The 17,048-nt window shown below is 65.5% G+C and carries 11 protein-coding genes; 5 read left to right on the top strand and 6 right to left on the bottom strand.

What is annotated here, in order from left to right; translation table 11 throughout:
* Positions 1-218: 218 nt before the first annotated feature.
* The 3 genes from OOT46_RS28560 to OOT46_RS28550 are packed head-to-tail and all read right to left on the bottom strand — an operon-like array spanning position 219 to position 3,350.
* Positions 219-425: a protein kinase domain-containing protein gene (locus OOT46_RS28560; RefSeq protein ID WP_265407021.1), complete on the bottom strand. Its 207-nt coding sequence runs from the start codon at positions 423-425 to the stop codon at positions 219-221.
* The gene (locus tag OOT46_RS28555; protein WP_265407020.1) at positions 409-591 is read right to left on the bottom strand and encodes a hypothetical protein; all 183 of its coding nucleotides are present in this window, start codon (positions 589-591) and stop codon (positions 409-411) included. Before OOT46_RS28555 ends, OOT46_RS28560 begins: the two co-directional genes overlap by 17 nt.
* 50 nt (positions 592-641) lie before the next feature.
* A complete protein-coding gene (locus tag OOT46_RS28550) occupies positions 642-3,350 on the bottom strand; it encodes a TonB-dependent receptor plug domain-containing protein (protein WP_265407019.1) in 2,709 nt (902 codons plus the stop codon).
* A gap of 551 nt (positions 3,351-3,901) precedes the next feature.
* On the opposite strand from OOT46_RS28550, the gene OOT46_RS28545 reads away from it, so the two are divergent.
* The 4 genes from OOT46_RS28545 (at position 3,902) to OOT46_RS28530 (ending at position 11,974) form a co-directional block, all read left to right on the top strand.
* The gene (locus tag OOT46_RS28545; protein ID WP_265407018.1) at positions 3,902-6,430 is read left to right on the top strand and encodes a serine/threonine-protein kinase; all 2,529 of its coding nucleotides are present in this window, start codon (positions 3,902-3,904) and stop codon (positions 6,428-6,430) included.
* A 690-nt stretch (positions 6,431-7,120) separates the two neighbouring features.
* Positions 7,121-8,614 (top strand): DegQ family serine endoprotease, encoded by a 1,494-nt coding sequence (locus tag OOT46_RS28540; protein ID WP_265407017.1) that lies wholly within the window; start codon positions 7,121-7,123, stop codon positions 8,612-8,614.
* Between the two features lie 54 nt (positions 8,615-8,668).
* Positions 8,669-9,235 (top strand): HdeD family acid-resistance protein, encoded by a 567-nt coding sequence (locus OOT46_RS28535; protein ID WP_265407016.1) that lies wholly within the window; start codon positions 8,669-8,671, stop codon positions 9,233-9,235.
* Positions 9,236-9,259: 24 nt separating this feature from the next.
* A complete protein-coding gene (locus tag OOT46_RS28530) occupies positions 9,260-11,974 on the top strand; it encodes an ATP-dependent Clp protease ATP-binding subunit (protein WP_265407015.1) in 2,715 nt (904 codons plus the stop codon).
* Positions 11,975-12,038: 64 nt separating this feature from the next.
* Here the strand turns inward: OOT46_RS28530 and OOT46_RS28525 are convergent, their stop codons facing one another.
* Positions 12,039-12,896 (bottom strand): oxidoreductase, encoded by an 858-nt coding sequence (locus OOT46_RS28525; protein ID WP_265407014.1) that lies wholly within the window; start codon positions 12,894-12,896, stop codon positions 12,039-12,041.
* Between the two features lie 70 nt (positions 12,897-12,966).
* On the opposite strand from OOT46_RS28525, the gene OOT46_RS28520 reads away from it, so the two are divergent.
* Positions 12,967-13,908: an AraC family transcriptional regulator gene (locus tag OOT46_RS28520; RefSeq protein WP_265407041.1), complete on the top strand. Its 942-nt coding sequence runs from the start codon at positions 12,967-12,969 to the stop codon at positions 13,906-13,908.
* Positions 13,909-14,010: 102 nt separating this feature from the next.
* On the opposite strand, the gene OOT46_RS28515 is transcribed toward OOT46_RS28520, so the two are convergent.
* Positions 14,011-15,681 (bottom strand): ankyrin repeat domain-containing protein, encoded by a 1,671-nt coding sequence (locus tag OOT46_RS28515; protein WP_265407013.1) that lies wholly within the window; start codon positions 15,679-15,681, stop codon positions 14,011-14,013.
* A 913-nt stretch (positions 15,682-16,594) separates the two neighbouring features.
* Positions 16,595-17,048: response regulator (locus OOT46_RS28510; protein WP_265407012.1), on the bottom strand; the 454-nt coding region annotated here is incomplete at its 5' end.

Genomic DNA, 17,048 nt, shown 5'->3' with positions numbered 1-17,048 from the left:
CCGCGACAATGCGCGGCCGTGCTTGTCGCCTGGCTGTTGACGATGGCCAGGGTGTGGCGGCAGATGCAGCAGCATCGTAGGCGTCGCTGGTCGACGCCTTGACATCAGGCCGCCTGCCGTTCGTCAGCAGAGCCGGCGAACAACCAGTTCTTCCTGCCAAGGGCCGGGACTGGATCAATGTGCCCAGGCCGGACGCATACGGTCCTAGCGCAGCGCCTTCAACACCACCGCGTCGAGGTCACCCCGCAACTGCGCCCGCAGGCGCCGCTCGGTGACCGCCTTGCTCGGCGTGTCGGTTCCCCGTCACAGATGGCCTTCGCCAGTTCGTAGTCCAGCAGCTTGACGGCGCCGCTGCTGCTCACCAGGATGTTGCTCGGCTTGAGGTCGCGGTGCACCACCCCTTTGCTGTCAGCGTAGCGAGCCACCTGGCAGACAGTGTGAAACAGTTGCAGGCGCTGCCTGGACCGGCAGCTTGCGGCGCTCATCGTAGAGGTCGATCGGCTCTCCGTCGATCAGCTCCATCATGAAGTACGGCCGGCCGGCCGTCCGGGCTGGCTCGAGACCGCCGGTAGGAAGCTCCTTGGAGTTCAAGCTGGAGTCCATCAGGTCACGGGTCAGGACGTCCGCGGTCTCGAGTGGAGTCAGAAGGAGTAGGCCGCATTCAGATAGAACGTGCGGCCGCGCGCGTCGTAGTAGCGGTCGTCATACCCGATCATGTGGCCTCCGTCGGAGGTGTTGATCGACAGCGGCGGGTCTGTGTCCGCGACGTTCAGAATGCCGCCGACCAGGTGGAACTGCTTGTTGACGGTCCAGGCGGTTTGCCAGTCGAAAGTGATGTGACGCTTCACCCTGCGCTGCATGTCGACGAAACCCAGGCTCCTGCCGTTCTCGTCGAGCTGCTCGATCCTGCGGTCCTCGGCTCTATACGGCTGGTCGGTGAAACCGGACCTGAAGTGCAGGGTCAGGGTATGGGCGAAGTCCCCGGCTTGCAAGGTGTTGATCCAGCGGCCTATCCAGCGAAAGACGACGCCGCCGCTCTCGCCATAGCGACCGAGGTTGCTGTAGTACGGACCGTCTTTCAACAACTGGTACTTGTCCTGCAGCATATAGGTGGCGATGAACTTGGAGTTCAGGCGACCCGCGGGCGTGCTCAGCCGGCCCTGCACGTCGAAGTCGATGCCCCGCTCCCGGCCCTCGCCCAAATTGTCGTTGTTCGCCAGGAAAGCCAGGTAGGTCTGGCGCGTTCCCGGGTCGAAGAAGGTCGTGAACTTCTGCCGCCATGCCTCGGGATTCGAGAAGACCGTGCTGTCGTCCACTTGGCCGATCCAGTTCCTGACCTTCACGTTCCAGATGTCGGCACCGAAGCTGAACGAAGGCTGCGGCTCCAGGCGCACGCCCAAACTCCATTGCGTGGACTTTTCCGGCTCGAGGTTCTTGTTCCCCGCGGCGAGCGTTTCGTACTGCGACACGTCCGGCCGGCAGGAAGCGCCCAGCGATGCAGCGACATGGGCGAGGGCTGATCCCGGCTCGCAAGGGTAAGCGCCCCCCGTCACGCCAACCACCTGCTGGGTCGCGTTGATTTGCGCCGGCGTAGGAGCCTTGAAGCCGGTGCCCAGTGATGCACGCAACAACACACCGCTGGTGGGTTGCCAGCGCAACATGCCCTTGGCTGTGGTGGACCCGCCGATGTCGGAGTACCGGTCATGGCGCGTGGCAGCGCCGAGTTCGACCTGCTGGACCACCGGTGCCAGCACTTCCGCAAAGGCGCCCCAGGCATGGCGCGACGCCTGGTACGGCACCAGCTGCGACGGATCGCCGAAACGGGTGTCGCCGATGCCTTGTGCGAGGTCGCTGGCGATGCGGTCAAATCGGTCGCGCAGATAACTGACGCCTCCGGCGACCGACATCGCCCCGCCGGGCAGCTGCGCGATCTCCGTCGAAGCACGTGCCAGTAGATGGTCCAAAGTGCCTTCGCCGCCCTGAAAGAAGCCCATCCGTTGTGCATCCCGCAGCGTTGCCACGTCCTGTGGCGATAACTGCTCTAGGGGCAGGAAGGGATTCACCTGCAGGAGCGCGTCGTCTGCGGCACTCTGGGACAGCCAGCCGCCCTTGGCGTTGTTTCGGTAGGTGCTCTTCGAGCGAGTGTAGGAGAGGTCGTAGTCGAAGCGGCCGGCCCTGCCATCGGAACCGATCACGAAGTGCCTGGCTGTGCTGACGTTCTCATCGGTGCGCGGGCCGACGGCAGCGATTCTATAGAAGGCCAGGCCGCCCGACGGGGCCTGCGGAAACGCGCCCGGCAAGACGCTGATACCGCCCGGAGGAGGTGCAATGCGCGCGGTGGTGGTGGTATTGGAAAGCAGCGCCTCAGCGTAAAGCCGTCTGTGGTCGTCGAGCGCTTTGGAAGCCGACGCGTAGAACGCGCCCCGCTCACGCTCAGGCACGATCTCAAGATCCTGCATGAAATCGTAGTTGCAGGCGCTGCCAACCTGAAACGACTTGGCTGCGCACGTTCCGGCGCTTTGCAAATAGGGATTGTAGAAATCTCCGTTGGGATCCTGCAGGTTGGCCGGAATGCTGTTGATCGAGCCATGTGACAGGCGATAGCGCTTGCCGTCGCGAGAAAAGCGCAGCACCCCTGTTCGCGCGAAGCTGCGATCGACCGACCGCAACGCGTCGCGCTTCTCATAGCTGCCGGACACCAGGACGTTGTAGCCGTCCATGTCGTAGTCGCCGAAGCCCTTGGAGAGACTGAAGCGGCCTTCTCGGGCCCCTTGCCCGGGCATTGAGCCGCCCAAGGCGACAGCTCCTTCGCTGCTGTCATTCTTGGTAATGAAGTTGACCACTCCAGCCACGGCGTCCGCGCCATAGAGCGCCGACGCACCATCGGTCAACACTTCGACCCGTTCGATAGCGGCCAGCGGGATCACGTTCAGATCGACACTCGCAAAGGCGCCCGAGAGCGTTTGTCCTGCGAAGGTGGCCAGGCGCCTGCCGTTCAACAGCACCAGTGTCTTGTCTTCGCCGAGCCCGTGGATCGACGCACCGTTGAAGCCACCTCCGCTCGTGGTGCCGCCCACCGCAGTGGCGTCGTTTGTAAAGGCCTGCATCGAAGGCAGCGCCTGTACCAACTCGCCAACCGAGCTCGCGCCTGTTCTCTCGATGTCCTGTCGTGTGATGACTTGCACCGGCAGAGCGGTTTCCCCCTGGATACGCCGAACTGCCGAGCCGGTGATCTCGACCCGTTCAAATCGCTGAGCCTCCTGGCAGGGGGCAGAGGTGGGGGGCACGAGACCGATAGCGCCCAGGGTGATCGTGCGCCACGCTGCGCTGATCGCATTGCGGTTGAACATACGCTCTCCTCACTCGACGTCAAGAGCCGCCACTGCGACTGTTGGGCCTGGGCGTGTTTGACCAGATTGACAATCCGTTCAACTGCGCCATGTCTGCCGGGGACGCAATCTGATTCGAGGCGCTCCCCGGCCCATGTCAAACACACCCTAGGGCCTGCTCGTACGGGGGATGGCTGTGCGTCTGGGCAGACCCGCTCCCTTTGGACAGCAATTCGCGGCGGGCGCTGGTCGCTACGTCGCCCCCGTGTGCGTGCGTTGGAGACTGCTTGCCCGTTTTCGAATAGATGAAGATAGTGCGCGGCCTCACGACCTCCACTACGAGAACACATAGGGCACGACGACGTGCCGCTGGACAGGGTGATTGACAGCGGGCCAGCACCGCCTAATCTGAAGCTGCACTTCAATTGGTGCAGCTTCAGCGGGTATCGGAGGTCCCCATGACGCTTATTCCGGAGAACTCGGACCGCCCCCCGGAGGCGGATCCCATGCACTCCAGTTCGAACTCAAAGGTGCTTCCTGGCAGCGGTCTCGACCCAGCCGGGTGGCAGCGCATGAAGGGACTGTTGGCCGAGGCCCTGACACTGCCACCCTCGCAACGCCGCGTGTTCGTCAACCGGCTGGCGGCCGATGATGCTGCGCTGGCCGAGGAGCTGGGCTCGCTGCTTGACGCTGCAGAAGCCAGCGAGACCTTGCTTGACCGACTGCCCACCGTGCTGGCAGCCGAGGTGGACGAACTGAGGGGAGCCTCTTGCATCGGGCAGCAGCTCGGGTCCTACCGGGTCGTCGAGCTGATCGGTCGCGGTGGCATGGGCGAGGTCTACCGAGCCGAGCGCGCCGACGGCCAGTACGAGCAGCAGGTGGCCATCAAACTGATGGGCCACAGCTTCGACCGCGAACACGCGATCTCCCGCTTCCACGCGGAGCGCCAGATCCTGGCCAGCCTCGACCATCCCAACCTCGCCAAGGTCTTCGATGGCGGCGTGACCGAGGACGGCCGGCCGTACTTCGTGATGGAGCTGGTCGACGGCGAGCCGATCGACCTCTACGCCGAGCGCCGCAAGCTGCCGGTCCAGCAGCGCCTGCAACTGTTCCGCACCGTCTGCCAGGTGGCTCACTACGCTCACAGCAAAGGGGTGGTGCACCGCGACCTCAAGCCGAGCAACATCCTGGTGAGCGGCAGCGGCGCCGTCAAGCTGCTGGATTTCGGCATCGCGAAACGCCTGGGGTCAGCCGACGGCGCACCGCCCACGAACACGCGCACCGCACAGCGGGTACTGACGCTGGCCTACTCCAGCCCCGAGCAGGTGCAAGGCGACGAGATCAGTCCCACCAGCGACATCTATTCGCTCGGGGTGGTGCTGCACCGCCTGCTGACCGGCACGTCACCCTACCTGGACCTGCCAACCAGCAGCGACTACGAACTGGCAAAGGCGATCTGCGACGGGGAACCGACACCGCCGAGCAAGGCGGTCACCGAGCGGCGCCTGCGGGCGCAGTTGCGGGGTGACCTCGACGCGGTGGTATTGAAGGCGCTGCGCAAGGACCCGGCGGCGCGGTATGCCTCAGCCGAGCATCTGGCCGACGATGTGTTCCGGCACTTGGAGCGGCTGCCCGTGCACGCACGCCGGGGTGCGTGGAGCTACCGGGCTGGTCGTTTTGTGCAGCACCATCGGGTGGCAGTGGGCGTCGCACTGGTCGCCAATCTGGCGATGATTGGCGGCCTCACCGTCGCTGTATATCAAGCCTACGAGGCCAACCGCGAACGAGAGCGTGCCGAGCGGCACTTCGCCGACGTGCGTCAACTGGCCAACGTGTTCATCTTCGACATCCACGACGCTATCCTCACTTTGCCCGGCTCGACGCCCGTGCGCCGACTGGTGGTTGAGAAGGCATTGGCCTACCTGCAGAAATTGAGTAGCGAGGCAGGCGGCGATGCGGGACTTCTGGTGGAAATCGCCGCCGGCTACCGCAGGGTAGCTGAGGCTATAGGTGGAGGTAATGGTCCCAATCTCGGCGATGCGAAGGAAGCAATGTCAAACTTCGAGAAAGCCAGAGAGCTGCTCGAACCCCTGACGGCATCTCCCAGTCGCCGCAACGCTGCCTTCCGCGCAGCACAGCAGGAACTGGTCAATGTGTATCGGCATCAGGCAAGCCTGTTGGTGAGGCTGGGCAAGTTCAAGGAAGCAGATGCAGTTTTTCGCAGCGGTTTGTCTGTGGCGGGTGATCTGGCAACCGCCGCCCCTACTTTCGAGAACCGGCGGCGGTTGGCCGGGTTATATGGGCAGCAAAGCACCATGCAGCTATATGCAAATGACCAGGACGCCTACGTCAAGACGTCCGATACGTCCATCCGTCTCCTCGAGGCCCTCGTCGCACAGCGCCCTGGGAATGACGTCGCTGAGATATATTTATCGAATGTATACCGCGTACGCGGCGAGTATTTGAGCGCCATCCAATCCTTCCACCAAGCCATCCCATACTATCGCAAGAGCCTATCCATACTCATGCGCCTGCGTGTGAGAGACGCAGATAACACTACTCTTATTCACGGCATTGCAATTTGTCATGCTGGCCTAGGTGCTGCATTTCAGCGTGCTGGTGACTCGAAACAAGCGGTGCAGGAGTATCGCCAGGCGATCGAGCTGTCTTCTTCATTGCTCGCAAAAGATCCACGTGAAATAGTGAACAGAGTGACGCTCGCGGCAGTCAATTTATCGATGAGTGAATCGCTGCTCAGTCAAGGTGATGTAACGGGTAGCATCCATGCTGGAAAAGCCGCGCTTACCTTGCTTGCGAATTTGCCCAAGGGTGCTTCCATGCGTTTCGACGTGCGCAAGATCCAAGGCGAGACTCACTACCACCTCGGTAAAGCCTTGGTAGCACGCGCAGGGGGACGAAGCTACAGTGCCGACGCATTCCATAGCGATCGTCAGGGGGCCTGCCTGAGCTACCGTCAAGCGCTCAGCATCTTGCAAGGTCTCAAAGACAGCGCCATCCTCGCTCCAGAGGATGTTCAACCTGAGCAGGTGCGTAAGGCCATGCAGGCTTGCCCGCCGTCGCAGAGCCGCGCCCCGGCGTAAGCTTCCCCTCGACGTAGACACCTGAATCAGGAGAATGTGACCTCAGCAGTGGTTCATAAACCACCGGTCAACGACGCGAATGAGCGTGCAATGCAATTGCGGCTGACCGCCACCTCCGCTTCTGCGGGTGCAAACGGGATCTGCGCTGCACGCTGCGGGAAGGATTGATCGCGTTTCTGCGGCGTACACAGCCGCACTCGCTTCCTCGCTTGCGCGCACAGATTGAAGGTCTACCGCCAGAGATCTCCCCATCAAGCGCAACAGCGCCACCCCTCAGTATGCAGTGAACGCGCCAGGGCGCATGTGCAGCCTCCGCAACCGGCGCCTGCCCTCAAGACCCTCGATGTCTGGGGAAATCGGCAGCGTTGTGACAAGGGCTCGGACCATCGAGTTCCTCGAGGCGGCGGGACAAGGGAAGTGGCCTTGGCAGCGCTTTTTGCACCGGACACGCGAGCGCTAGCCGTTGCTGTCGCCTTTGAGCGTGTCGCCGCCTTGCGCTTACCGGCAAGCTGGTCGTGCTCGACCCTGGCGCAACCGGTGTCGCCAGGGCGGGTTTCGCGTGTGGGAGTCAATCGTGCTCGGCATCGTGTGCCGGCTGCTGCACGAGTGCGGAGATCGCGGCGCAGATCGCTGACGGGTACACGGGTTGCCCGAGGGTTGCCCGACGTAGGCGTGTAAAGGAGATCAACCATGGCGTGTCTGCTTCCACATTTCATCGTCCTATCGCTCGGGGCCGTGCTCGTCGCCTGCTCCCCGCGCTCGCCGGACGCACCAGCCGCGACCACCACGCCCGCCAACGCACCGACCAGGGCCACGTCACCGCAAGTGCCCGTTACTGCGGCGGTCCCGCCCCCCGACTTCACCGCACTGGTCGAGCGCGTCGGCCCTGCGGTGGTGAACGTGACGACCAGCGGCACGGGCGGTGCCCCCGCCGGCGCGGCGCCGCCGGTCCCGCCCGACGACCCGCTGTTCGACTTCTTCCGCCGCTTCATGCCCCCGGACCCGGGCGGCGCCGAGCCGCAGGAGTTCCGCAGCCGCGGCGTCGGCTCGGGCTTCATCATCGACGCGCAGGGCCTGGTGTTGACCAACGCGCACGTTGTCGCGGGTGCCGACGAGGTCACGGTGCGCCTGGCCGACAACAAGCGCGAGTACAGGGCCAAGGTGGTCGGCAACGACCCGCAGACCGACGTTGCGCTACTCAAGGTCGATGCACCTCAGTTGCCGGCCGCTCCGTTGGGCGATTCCACCCGGCTGAAAGCCGGAGAATGGGTGGCCGCCATCGGCTCGCCCTTCGGCTTCGCCAACACCATCACCGCCGGCATCGTCAGTGCCACCGAGCGCACACTGCCCGACGAGACCTATGTACCGTTCATCCAGACCGACGTCGCGGTGAACCCGGGCAACTCGGGTGGCCCCCTGCTCAACACACGTGGCGAGGTGGTCGGCATCAACTCGCAGATCTACAGCCGCACCGGTGGCTACATGGGCGTGTCGTTTGCGATCCCCATTGCGGTGGCGATGGACATCGCACAGCAGTTGCGCACCGACGGCCATGTCACGCGCGGCCGACTCGGCGTCGGCATCCAGGAAGTGACCAGCCAGCTGGCGCAGTCGTTCAAGCTGAAGGACGCGCGCGGCGCACTCGTCACCACGGTGGAGCCTGACGGCCCGGCCGACAAGGCGGGCATTGCTGCCGGTGACGTGATCCTGCGCTTTGCCGGCCAGGAGGTGGCCGACGCGACCGCGCTGCCGCGCCTGGTGGCGCAGACTAAGCCTGGCACCACCGTCGACGTCGAGGTCTGGCGCGGCGGCGCGAGCCGGACGCTGAAGGCGACGGTCGGCGCCGCGCCGGTGCCACAGGAAGCGAAGCGCACGTTGCCGTCGAGCCAGCCGGGCCAGCAAAGCAGCGGCCGGCTGGGCCTGATGGTGAGTGAGCTGCCGCCGGCCGGTCGGCGCGCGCTCGGTGTCGACTACGGGCTGGTCGTAGATGGCGTGCGGGGCCCCAATGCCGACGCGCCGTTGCAGCAGGGCGACGTGATCGTGGCGGTCAACAGTCAGCGCTTCAAAAGCCTGGAAGAGTTCAACCGCCACCTCGCGCAGGCAGCGCCGGGAGACACCGTCGCGCTGCTCGTGCGGCGTGGCGATGCGAGCCTCTACGTGCCGGTCACGGTGGCCGACAGTTGAGCCGAGGTGGTAAGACTGACGCGGCCGTGACCCAAAAGTTCAGCGAGGTGAAACATGAAACCAGATGACCTGTTGCCTAACCCTTCGTGGTGGGTGATTGCATTACGTGGCGTGGCGGCGCTGTCATTCGGCGTGCTCGCGCTCGTGTGGCCCGGCATCACGCTGCTCGTGCTGGTGTCGCTGTTCGCAGCCTACGCGCTGCTGGCTGGCGCGGCTGCAACGGTCGGCGCGATCAAGCGCCGCGGTTCGAAAGGCTGGGGCCTGACGCTGTTGTTGGGCATCGTCAGCCTCACGGCGGGCGTGGTGGCGATCGTCTTTCCGGGATCGACGACGCTCGCGCTTGTGCTGCTGATGGGCGTCAACGCGTTGATCACCGGCGCGCTTGACATCGCGCTAGCGATCCGCCTGCGCAAGGTGATCCAGGGCGAGTGGCTGATGGCGCTGTCGGGCGTGCTGTCGATCGTGTTCGGCGCGATCGTCATTGCGGTACCAGTGGCAGGTGCGGTCGCGCTCGTCTGGATCGTGTCGTTCTACGCGATGCTCACCGGCGTGTTGTTGCTCGCGCTGGCGATGCGCACACGCCGCTGGGCCCAGCGCCACGCGGCGCCGGTGGCCGCGTAGGGATTTCCAGACCAGGAGTACATCATGGCTCAGTGCAAGATTTGCGGACGCCCGGCGACCGCCCACGTGACGATGCGACAAAACGGTCGCAGCGAAGAGATCACGCTGTGCGACGAGCACTACGCGGAGGCGGTGGGGCAGCGCGGCCTTTCCGCCTCGCCGCTCGAGTCGCTGTTCGGCGGCAGCCTGTTCGACCAGTTCTTCGGCGACAGCTGGCCGAGCATGTTCGACCAGCCGGGCAGCACCGTGCGCCGTCTGCCGCAGCGCCGCCAGCGCTCACGCGAGGCGGTCGATCTGCAATCGTTCCTGAACCAGGCGGCGATGGACCGCCTGCAAGCGGCGGCCGAGAAGGCGGTCGAGTTCGGCAAGGACGAGGTGGACACCGAACACCTGCTGTATGCGCTGGTCGACCACGAGGTGGTGCAGGAGATCCTGCGCAGCTTCAAGCTGTCGGCAGCCGACATCAAGCAGCAGATTGAGGAAAGCGCGCCGCGCGGTGAGCACCGGCCCGCCGAGGGGGAGACGCCGCGCATTGGGGTCTCGCCGCGCACCAAGAGCGCGCTCGATCGGGCGCTGATCGCGTCTCGCGAGCTCGGTCACAGCTACGTCGGCCCCGAGCACCTGCTGATCGGCCTGGTCGAGGAGGAGGACGGTTTCGCTGGCGAGGCCTTGCGCAAGCTCGGCCTCACGCGAGAGGCGCTGCGCCAGAAGACGGTGAAGGTCGTCGGTAAGGGCGCCGAGGAAGGAAAAGTGCAAAAGCGCAGCGGCACGCCGAACCTGGACAAGCATGCGCGCGACCTCACTGAGCTGGCGCGCCAGGGCAAGCTCGACCCGGTGATCGGGCGCGCGAAGGAAATCGAGACCACCATCGAGGTGCTGGCGAGGCGCAAGAAGAACAACCCGGTGCTGATCGGCGAACCCGGCGTCGGCAAGACGGCCATCGTCGAAGGCCTGGCGCAGCGTATCGTCAACGAGCAGGTGCCCGAGGTGCTACGCGGCAAGCGGCTGGTGGAGCTGAACATCAACAGCATGGTCGCCGGCTCCAAGTACCGCGGCGAGTTCGAGGAACGGGTGAAGCAGATGCTCGACGAGGTCATCGCGAACCAGCACGAGATCATCCTCTTCATCGACGAGCTGCACACCATCGTCGGCGCCGGCCAGGGCGGCGGTGAAGGCGGGCTGGACATCGCCAACACCTTCAAGCCGGCGCTCGCACGCGGCGAGCTGCACCTGATCGGCGCGACCACACTCAACGAGTATCAAAAGTACATCGAAAAGGACGCCGCGCTGGAGCGCCGCTTCCAGCCGGTCAACGTGCCCGAACCGAGCGTCGAAGAGACGACCGAGATCCTGCGCGGCCTGCGCGACCGCTTCGAAGCCCACCACAAGGTGCGCATCACTGAAGAGGCGATTGCGGCGGCGGCGCGGCTGGCCGACCGCTACATCACGCAGCGCTTTATGCCCGACAAGGCGATCGACTTGATCGACCAGGCCGCGGCGCGCGTGCGCATCCGGGCCAGCTCGCGACCCAAGGCGCTGCATGACATCGAGGAGACGATCCGCCGCCTGCGCCAGGAGCAGGACACTGCAGGCGCGGCGCGCCAGTACGACAAGGCCAAGGCGATCGAGGAACGCATCCATGCCGAGCAGAAGAAGCTCGACGAAGAGACGGCGAAGTGGAAGAAGCAGCGCGGCACGAGCTCGGAAGTCGTGACCGAGGAGGATGTCGCGGAGATCGTCGGCTCGCTGACCGGGATCCCTGTGGCCGAGCTGACGACCGAGGATCGAGAGAAGCTGTTGCACCTGGAAGACCGGCTGCGCGAGCGGGTGGTCGGCCAGGAAGAGGCGGTGCACGCAGTCGCCGAGGCCGTGCGCCTGGCCCGCGCCGGCTTGAAGGAAGCGGGCAAGCCGACCGCCACCTTCCTCTTCCTGGGCCCCACCGGCGTCGGCAAGACGGAGCTCGCGAAGGCGCTCGCCGCCACGGTGTACGGCAGCGAGGAGGCGCTGGTGCGTATCGACATGAGCGAGTACGCCGAGCGCCACACCGTCGCGCGGCTGGTCGGTGCGCCCCCAGGCTATGTCGGCTACGAGGAAGGCGGCCAGCTCACCGAGCGCGTGCGCCGTCGCCCGTACAGTGTGGTGCTGTTGGACGAAATCGAGAAGGCGCACAGCGAGGTGCACAACGTCCTGCTCCAGCTGTTCGACGAAGGGCGGCTGACCGACGGCAAGGGCCGGGTGGTCGACTTCACGAACACGATCATCATCGCGACCAGCAACCTCGGCTCTGACGTGATCCAGCGCAACCTGTCGGCGGCCGACCGCGACGTGCTCGCCTATCCCGAGTTGCGCGACCGCCTGCTGGAGGTGCTGCGCCACCACTTCCGGCCCGAGTTCCTGAACCGGGTCGACGAGGTGGTGGTGTTCCACGCGCTCGGTCGCGAGCAGATCCGTGAGATCGTCGAGCTGCAACTGCAGCGCGTGGCCCGCACCGCCGAGCTGCAGGACCTGCGCCTGACGTTCGACAAGTCGCTCGTCGACCACCTGGCTGAGATCGGCTACGACCCCGAGTTCGGCGCCCGCATGCTGAAGCGCAGGATCCGCAGCGAGGTCGAGTCCAAGCTCGCGACCGCGTTGCTGAAGGGCGACGTGCGCCCGGGCGGGGAGGTCACGCTGTCGTACGACCCGACGGCCAAGGAGGTGCGCATCTCGCAGCGCGTCGAGCAGAAGGCAGCGGCATAGGCACCAGAGGCGGAGAGCATGCGCGCCCCGGTCGCGGCAAGCAGGGTCGTCCGGTCATCTCGCGTCATGCGACCGGATGATCCGTGCTCCGGGTCACCGGCTCCCATTCATCGATCTGTGCGCGCAGCTCCGACAACTTCTGGCGCACCAGGCCGAGCGCGTCGCTGCCGAGCAGCAGGTGCGCCGGCGGAGCGGCCGTGCCGGTCGCCAGCGCCAGCATCACCTGCGCCGCCAGCGCGGGATCGCCCAGCTGCTTGCCGCTGACCGCCTGCCGGCGCGCGCGCACGGGATCGAACACGGCGTCGTAGTCCGCGATGCTGCGCTCGGTGCGCACCATCGACTGGCCCGCCCAATCGGTCCGGAACGAGCCGGGTGCCACGGCCGTTACCGAGATGCCGAACGACGCCACCTCCTTGCCGAGCGACTCCGAGATACCTTCCAGCGCGAACTTGCTGCCACAGTAATACGAGATGCCGGGCATCGTGATGAAGCCGCCCATCGACGTGATGTTGATGATGCGGCCGCTTCGGCGCCGGCGCATGTGCGGCAGCACGGCCTTGATGACGGCGACCGCACCGAAGACGTTCACGTCGAACTGGCGCTGCAGTTCGCTCAGTGGGCTTTCCTCCAGGCAGCCCTCGTGTCCGTAGCCCGCGTTGTTGACGAGCACGTCGATGGCACCGATCTCGGCCTCGACCATGTCGACCAGCGGCGCGGCCGCCTCGAAGTCGGTGACGTCGAGCAGGCACGCATGGGCGCTGCCCTGCATCGAGCGCTCGAATTCAGCCTGCGCCGCGGCATTGCGCACCGTGCCGACGACGCGGTGCCCCGCCTGCAGTGCCGCCTCGGCCAAGGCGCGGCCGAAGCCGCGGCTGACGCCGGTAATGAAAAAGGTTTTGGGAGAGGGAGTGGATGTATTCATGGAACGAATGCTAGGAAGCTCGATCTGCCATGCGAAGATCGCCGTCCCCATCAAGCTTGCCTATTTCTCCATGACGACAGTCTCCGATCGACAACGCCGCATGTGTACCCTGCTGCGGGCGTTGGCCGCGGCGGAGGGCTACACGCAGAGCGCGTTGCCCGGCGTGCGCTGGCTACGCAGCGATCGTCCCTTGGAGCGCACGCCGGTCCTCTACGAGCCCGGCATCGTTTTCGTCTGCCAGGGGCGCAAGCGTGGCCTCTTCGGCGATGAATGGATCGTCTACGACGCCCGGCATTACCTCGCCGTCGCCGTGCCGGTGCCGTTCACGATGGAGACGGACGCGTCGAGCGCCGAGCCGCTGCTCGCGATTTACATGCGGCTCGACCCTGCGTTGGCGGCAGAGCTCCTGCTGGCGATGGAGCGCCACAGGGCGACGTCCACCACTTGTCAGCCCAAGGGCCTGGCAGCCACCCGCATGGACGACCGCATCGAGGCCGCCCTGCTGCGCTTTCTGGAAGCGATGAGCGATCCGCTCGAGGCCGAGGTGCTCGTTCCCGGGCTGCTGCGCGAGATCTACTTCCACGTCTTGAGCGGCGAGCAGGGCGCATCAATGCGCGCGGCGCTCACCGCGCACGGGCATCTGGGCCGCATAGCGCTCGCGCCGCGTCGCATCCACTCCGCGTATGCCCAGCCGCTCGACGTGCCGGCGCTGGCGCGCGAGGCGGGCCTCGGGCTCGCGGCGTTCCATCTGCATTTCAAGACAGTGACGCAGACCTCACCCATGCAGTACCTGAAGTCCATCCGGCTGCATCGCGCGCGGCTGCTGATGTTCCGCCAGGGCTCGACGGCGGCGGCCGCGGCGCACCAGGTGGGCTATGAGAGCCCGTCCCAGTTCAGCCGCGAGTTCAAGCGCCTGTTCGGTCGCTCCCCGACCGACGAGTTGGCCCGCATGCGGCAGAGCCTCGCATTGACGCCCTCGACAGACGGCGAGGCGTTCGTCTCCTCGCACTGAGGGCCCGTTTCCTCATCTTGTTCAGTGAGGCAATTTGGAGGAGTTCCAGCGCAAGTGATCTGCTCCATTTGGTCGAGACTGTTGGTCCTAGATGATCGCGCTTCATTCCTCCACAACTTTTGCACTGCCGAGGTCGCAAGCGTCGGTCATTGCGTCTCCATCGGTCGTTCCTTCGAAGATGCGTCCGTCGCTGAGAACGATCCGATAGGGGTCGAATGCGTACTTCTTTCGGATGCAGTGGCCACTGACCGCTGCCACTTCCGTTGGCACCCGACCATCCTTGGCCTTCGCCAGGGCCGCACACAGTTCCCGCGGTTCGGCCCGGTGGGAACACAAGGCGCGCGCTGCTTCATAGGCCTCGTAGCGCAGGAGGTGCTGCAGCGGCGTCTTCCGGTCGTTGTCGCGCGCGTTGACCTTGGCGCCGCAGGACACGAGTGCCTCCACCGACTCTGGCGTCTTGAACGCCAAGGTCATCAGCGAAGTCCGGCCCTGAGCATCAGGTACATCCACCGATGCGCCGGAGCGCTGCAGCAGTTGCTTCAATGCGGGTAGACCGGTGGCCTCGCAGACGAGGGCGAGCACCGGCGCCGCGGCCCGCGGGCGGCCGGCTCGTGGAAGATTGACATCGGCACCGGCCTCGATCAGCCTCGCGGCCATGGCCACCTTGGTGTCCTCCGTCGGGCAGGCATTGATAACCTGGTGCAAGGCCGTCGACGCGCCCGACCCGCTCAGTGCATTCGGGTCGGCCCCGGCCCGCAGCAGGACCTCGATGAGCTCCGCGTCGCAATCCGCGGCCAGCAGCGGCCTTGCTCCATGACCGTCACCTCGATTGACATCCGCGCCGCGGTCGATCAGCCACTGCAGCCGGGACAGCTGGAACGCCCGCTTCCCCGGCTCCGCGCCCTGCGTCACCGTGACCGCCTTCCACACGGCCTGTCCGCCGCGGTTCGGGATGCCCTGGATGCCGCCAGTGTGCTGTAGCAAGGCCCCCGCCAACGCTTCGTCCTCGTACGCCCAGAGCAAGCGGTTGTCCCAGTCGTACGCCGGCGCATGAGGTGCGCGGGCAAGCACGGTGAAAAGCGCGACCCGCTGCTCGGAGGACAAGCGCTGCCCGCCAGGAAACACATTCGCCATATCGCCGTCCGACAGCGGGGCCCGCTCGTTTACCAGCATCTGCAGCATGTCGGCTCGGGCCGCATTCACGGCGGCGGTGACCGGGTCGCAGCCGTAGCCCTCGTCGTTGGCCTTCGACGCCGCCTTGATCCGGGCGACCGTTCGATAGACGGACTGAGCCACCTCGACCGATCCATATTCCATCGCTAGACAAGGGGCACGGTGCAGGACGGCCTGGTGGCCACCTTGCGAGATGTCCTTGAGCAAAGGTGGCAGGCGATCCGTGTCGGCGGCTTGGATGGCATGGACCAGCTTGCTCTGCATCCGCGACGCCGCCCCCTCGTCGTACTTGCGCACCAGGGTGCTGCCGAACATCGACCATGCAAGGAACCCGTAGAAGACCGTCTGCAGGACCAGCAGTGCCGTCCAGGGTCCTTTGGAGTCGCTGCGAAAGACAACCGCGATGTTCGTCAACCACGCCATGCCGGCGGCGATCGGCAGGGCGCCGAGGTAGAGCAGCGCAGTCACCAGCCCGTCGGCATAGCGCTCCTCCTCGAACACGCCGTGCAAGCTGTAGGGATACACGACGATCAGCCCGACCGTGACGAGCGATACGAACAGCGAGACGTGGAGTGGGATCGTCGTCTTTCTGGAAAACATGTTCGGCAATTCAATCTGGGTTGAACTCGGGTTCGGTGCAGAAGTAGCGGGGGCGAGTGCCGGCTGCGCCTGGCGAGACTCCGTCCTCGCGCTCAGGCGCTGGTGTCGCTGCGGATTGGTCTTGTCAAACACACCCTGAACAGCAGGACGACTTTCTCGCACGCCGAGTGGGACGTGCGGGCCACGTGCCGAGGGCCAGCTCGGCGACCGCTTTCAGCAGGGCGCGCCCGGCGCCGGCTTTGGCCCAACGGTACAGATGTACGCGGCCAGCACCGTGCAGTCGACGCCCTCCGGCACGCCAAGGGCCGCGTCCAGCGCTTCAACCCAGAGGGCAGACACCCGTCGTCGAGCGTTCCGGCCAGCGTCAAAGCATCGGCGCCGCTTCTGCGCATCGCCGATGACACCCACCTGATCAAGTCATTCTTTCGCCATCCCTCTGTCTCCTATATTTCTGAGTTCTGAGCCATCCGTCCAGCCTCCACAACACCCCGGGCAACTCGATCTGTTTACGACGCATCACGGAGGCGACGGCACGGGCGAGCTGCGGCAGCAGGTGCGGGCCAGAAGGTCCGGCGCTTTCCGTGAGCTTTGCGTCGGTGATGCGCTCGCCCATGGAACAGCGCAGACGGCCAGCCGCGGAAAATGCCAAGGACCGCATTGCCCGTCATGGCAAGGGGCGCAACGACCGGCTCGAAAAGCTCCGCGGCTGCGATTCTCAGTCCGGTGGAGTGGGTCGACGACGAGCGGCTGGAACTCCGGCAGCTTGTCGCACCAGCCTCACTTCGCTTGCGCGTGATCTGACGGCGGGCGTCGGGTACGCCGCCAACTTTTGGGCGCCGAGCGTGAGCGACGGACCCTGACGCGGCCTCCGGTCTTGCCTTCCTGCCCCCAGGACGGGACGCCAGCACGCCCATCAAGGCCGGAGGCAGGCCCGCACCTCATCCAACAGCACCTGCGGTTCGATCGGGCGCAGCAGGTAGCGGGCGGCGCCGAGTGCCAGTCCCAGCTTCTGCGATGCCGGATCCCAATGCGTAGCCGACAGGAACATGAAAGGGATGCCACACAACGCGGGATCGGCTTTGACTCGCCGGATGAAGTCGAAGCCGTTGCCGTTGCTCATCCCTACGTCGGAGATGATGAGCGCCGGACGGTGCAGAGCGGCCAGTTCAAGCCCGCGCTGCATGTCGTCGGCAGTGAGCACGTGGTAGCCGTGTGGTTCCAGCAGGTCGCGTTTGAGCTCCAGGTTCATGCGCGTGTCGTCGACGACCAGCACGGTGGGCGGCGACGCAGGAGGAGGGGCCGACAGGTCGGCCGCTGCTGACGCGGAACCCGGCGACAGCGCTTGTGTGGCCCCGGGGACCATCGCG

The sequence above is a fragment of the Aquabacterium sp. A7-Y genome (genome assembly GCF_026153205.1).
Classification (GTDB): domain Bacteria; phylum Pseudomonadota; class Gammaproteobacteria; order Burkholderiales; family Burkholderiaceae_C; genus Caldimonas.
This window is presented reverse-complemented; position numbering and strand designations above follow the sequence as displayed.

What these genes read in the sequence shown, in the direction of transcription:
- OOT46_RS28550 (WP_265407019.1), bottom strand. Translation starts at nt 3,350, where the DNA reads ATGTTCAACCGCAATGCGATCAGCGCAGCGTGGCGCACGATCACCCTG.
- OOT46_RS28545 (WP_265407018.1), top strand. Translation starts at nt 3,902, where the DNA reads ATGAAGGGACTGTTGGCCGAGGCCCTGACACTGCCACCCTCGCAACGC.
- OOT46_RS28540 (WP_265407017.1), top strand. Translation starts at nt 7,121, where the DNA reads ATGGCGTGTCTGCTTCCACATTTCATCGTCCTATCGCTCGGGGCCGTG.
- OOT46_RS28535 (WP_265407016.1), top strand. Translation starts at nt 8,669, where the DNA reads ATGAAACCAGATGACCTGTTGCCTAACCCTTCGTGGTGGGTGATTGCA.
- OOT46_RS28530 (WP_265407015.1), top strand. Translation starts at nt 9,260, where the DNA reads ATGGCTCAGTGCAAGATTTGCGGACGCCCGGCGACCGCCCACGTGACG.
- OOT46_RS28525 (WP_265407014.1), bottom strand. Translation starts at nt 12,896, where the DNA reads ATGAATACATCCACTCCCTCTCCCAAAACCTTTTTCATTACCGGCGTC.
- OOT46_RS28520 (WP_265407041.1), top strand. Translation starts at nt 12,967, where the DNA reads ATGACGACAGTCTCCGATCGACAACGCCGCATGTGTACCCTGCTGCGG.
- OOT46_RS28515 (WP_265407013.1), bottom strand. Translation starts at nt 15,681, where the DNA reads ATGTTTTCCAGAAAGACGACGATCCCACTCCACGTCTCGCTGTTCGTA.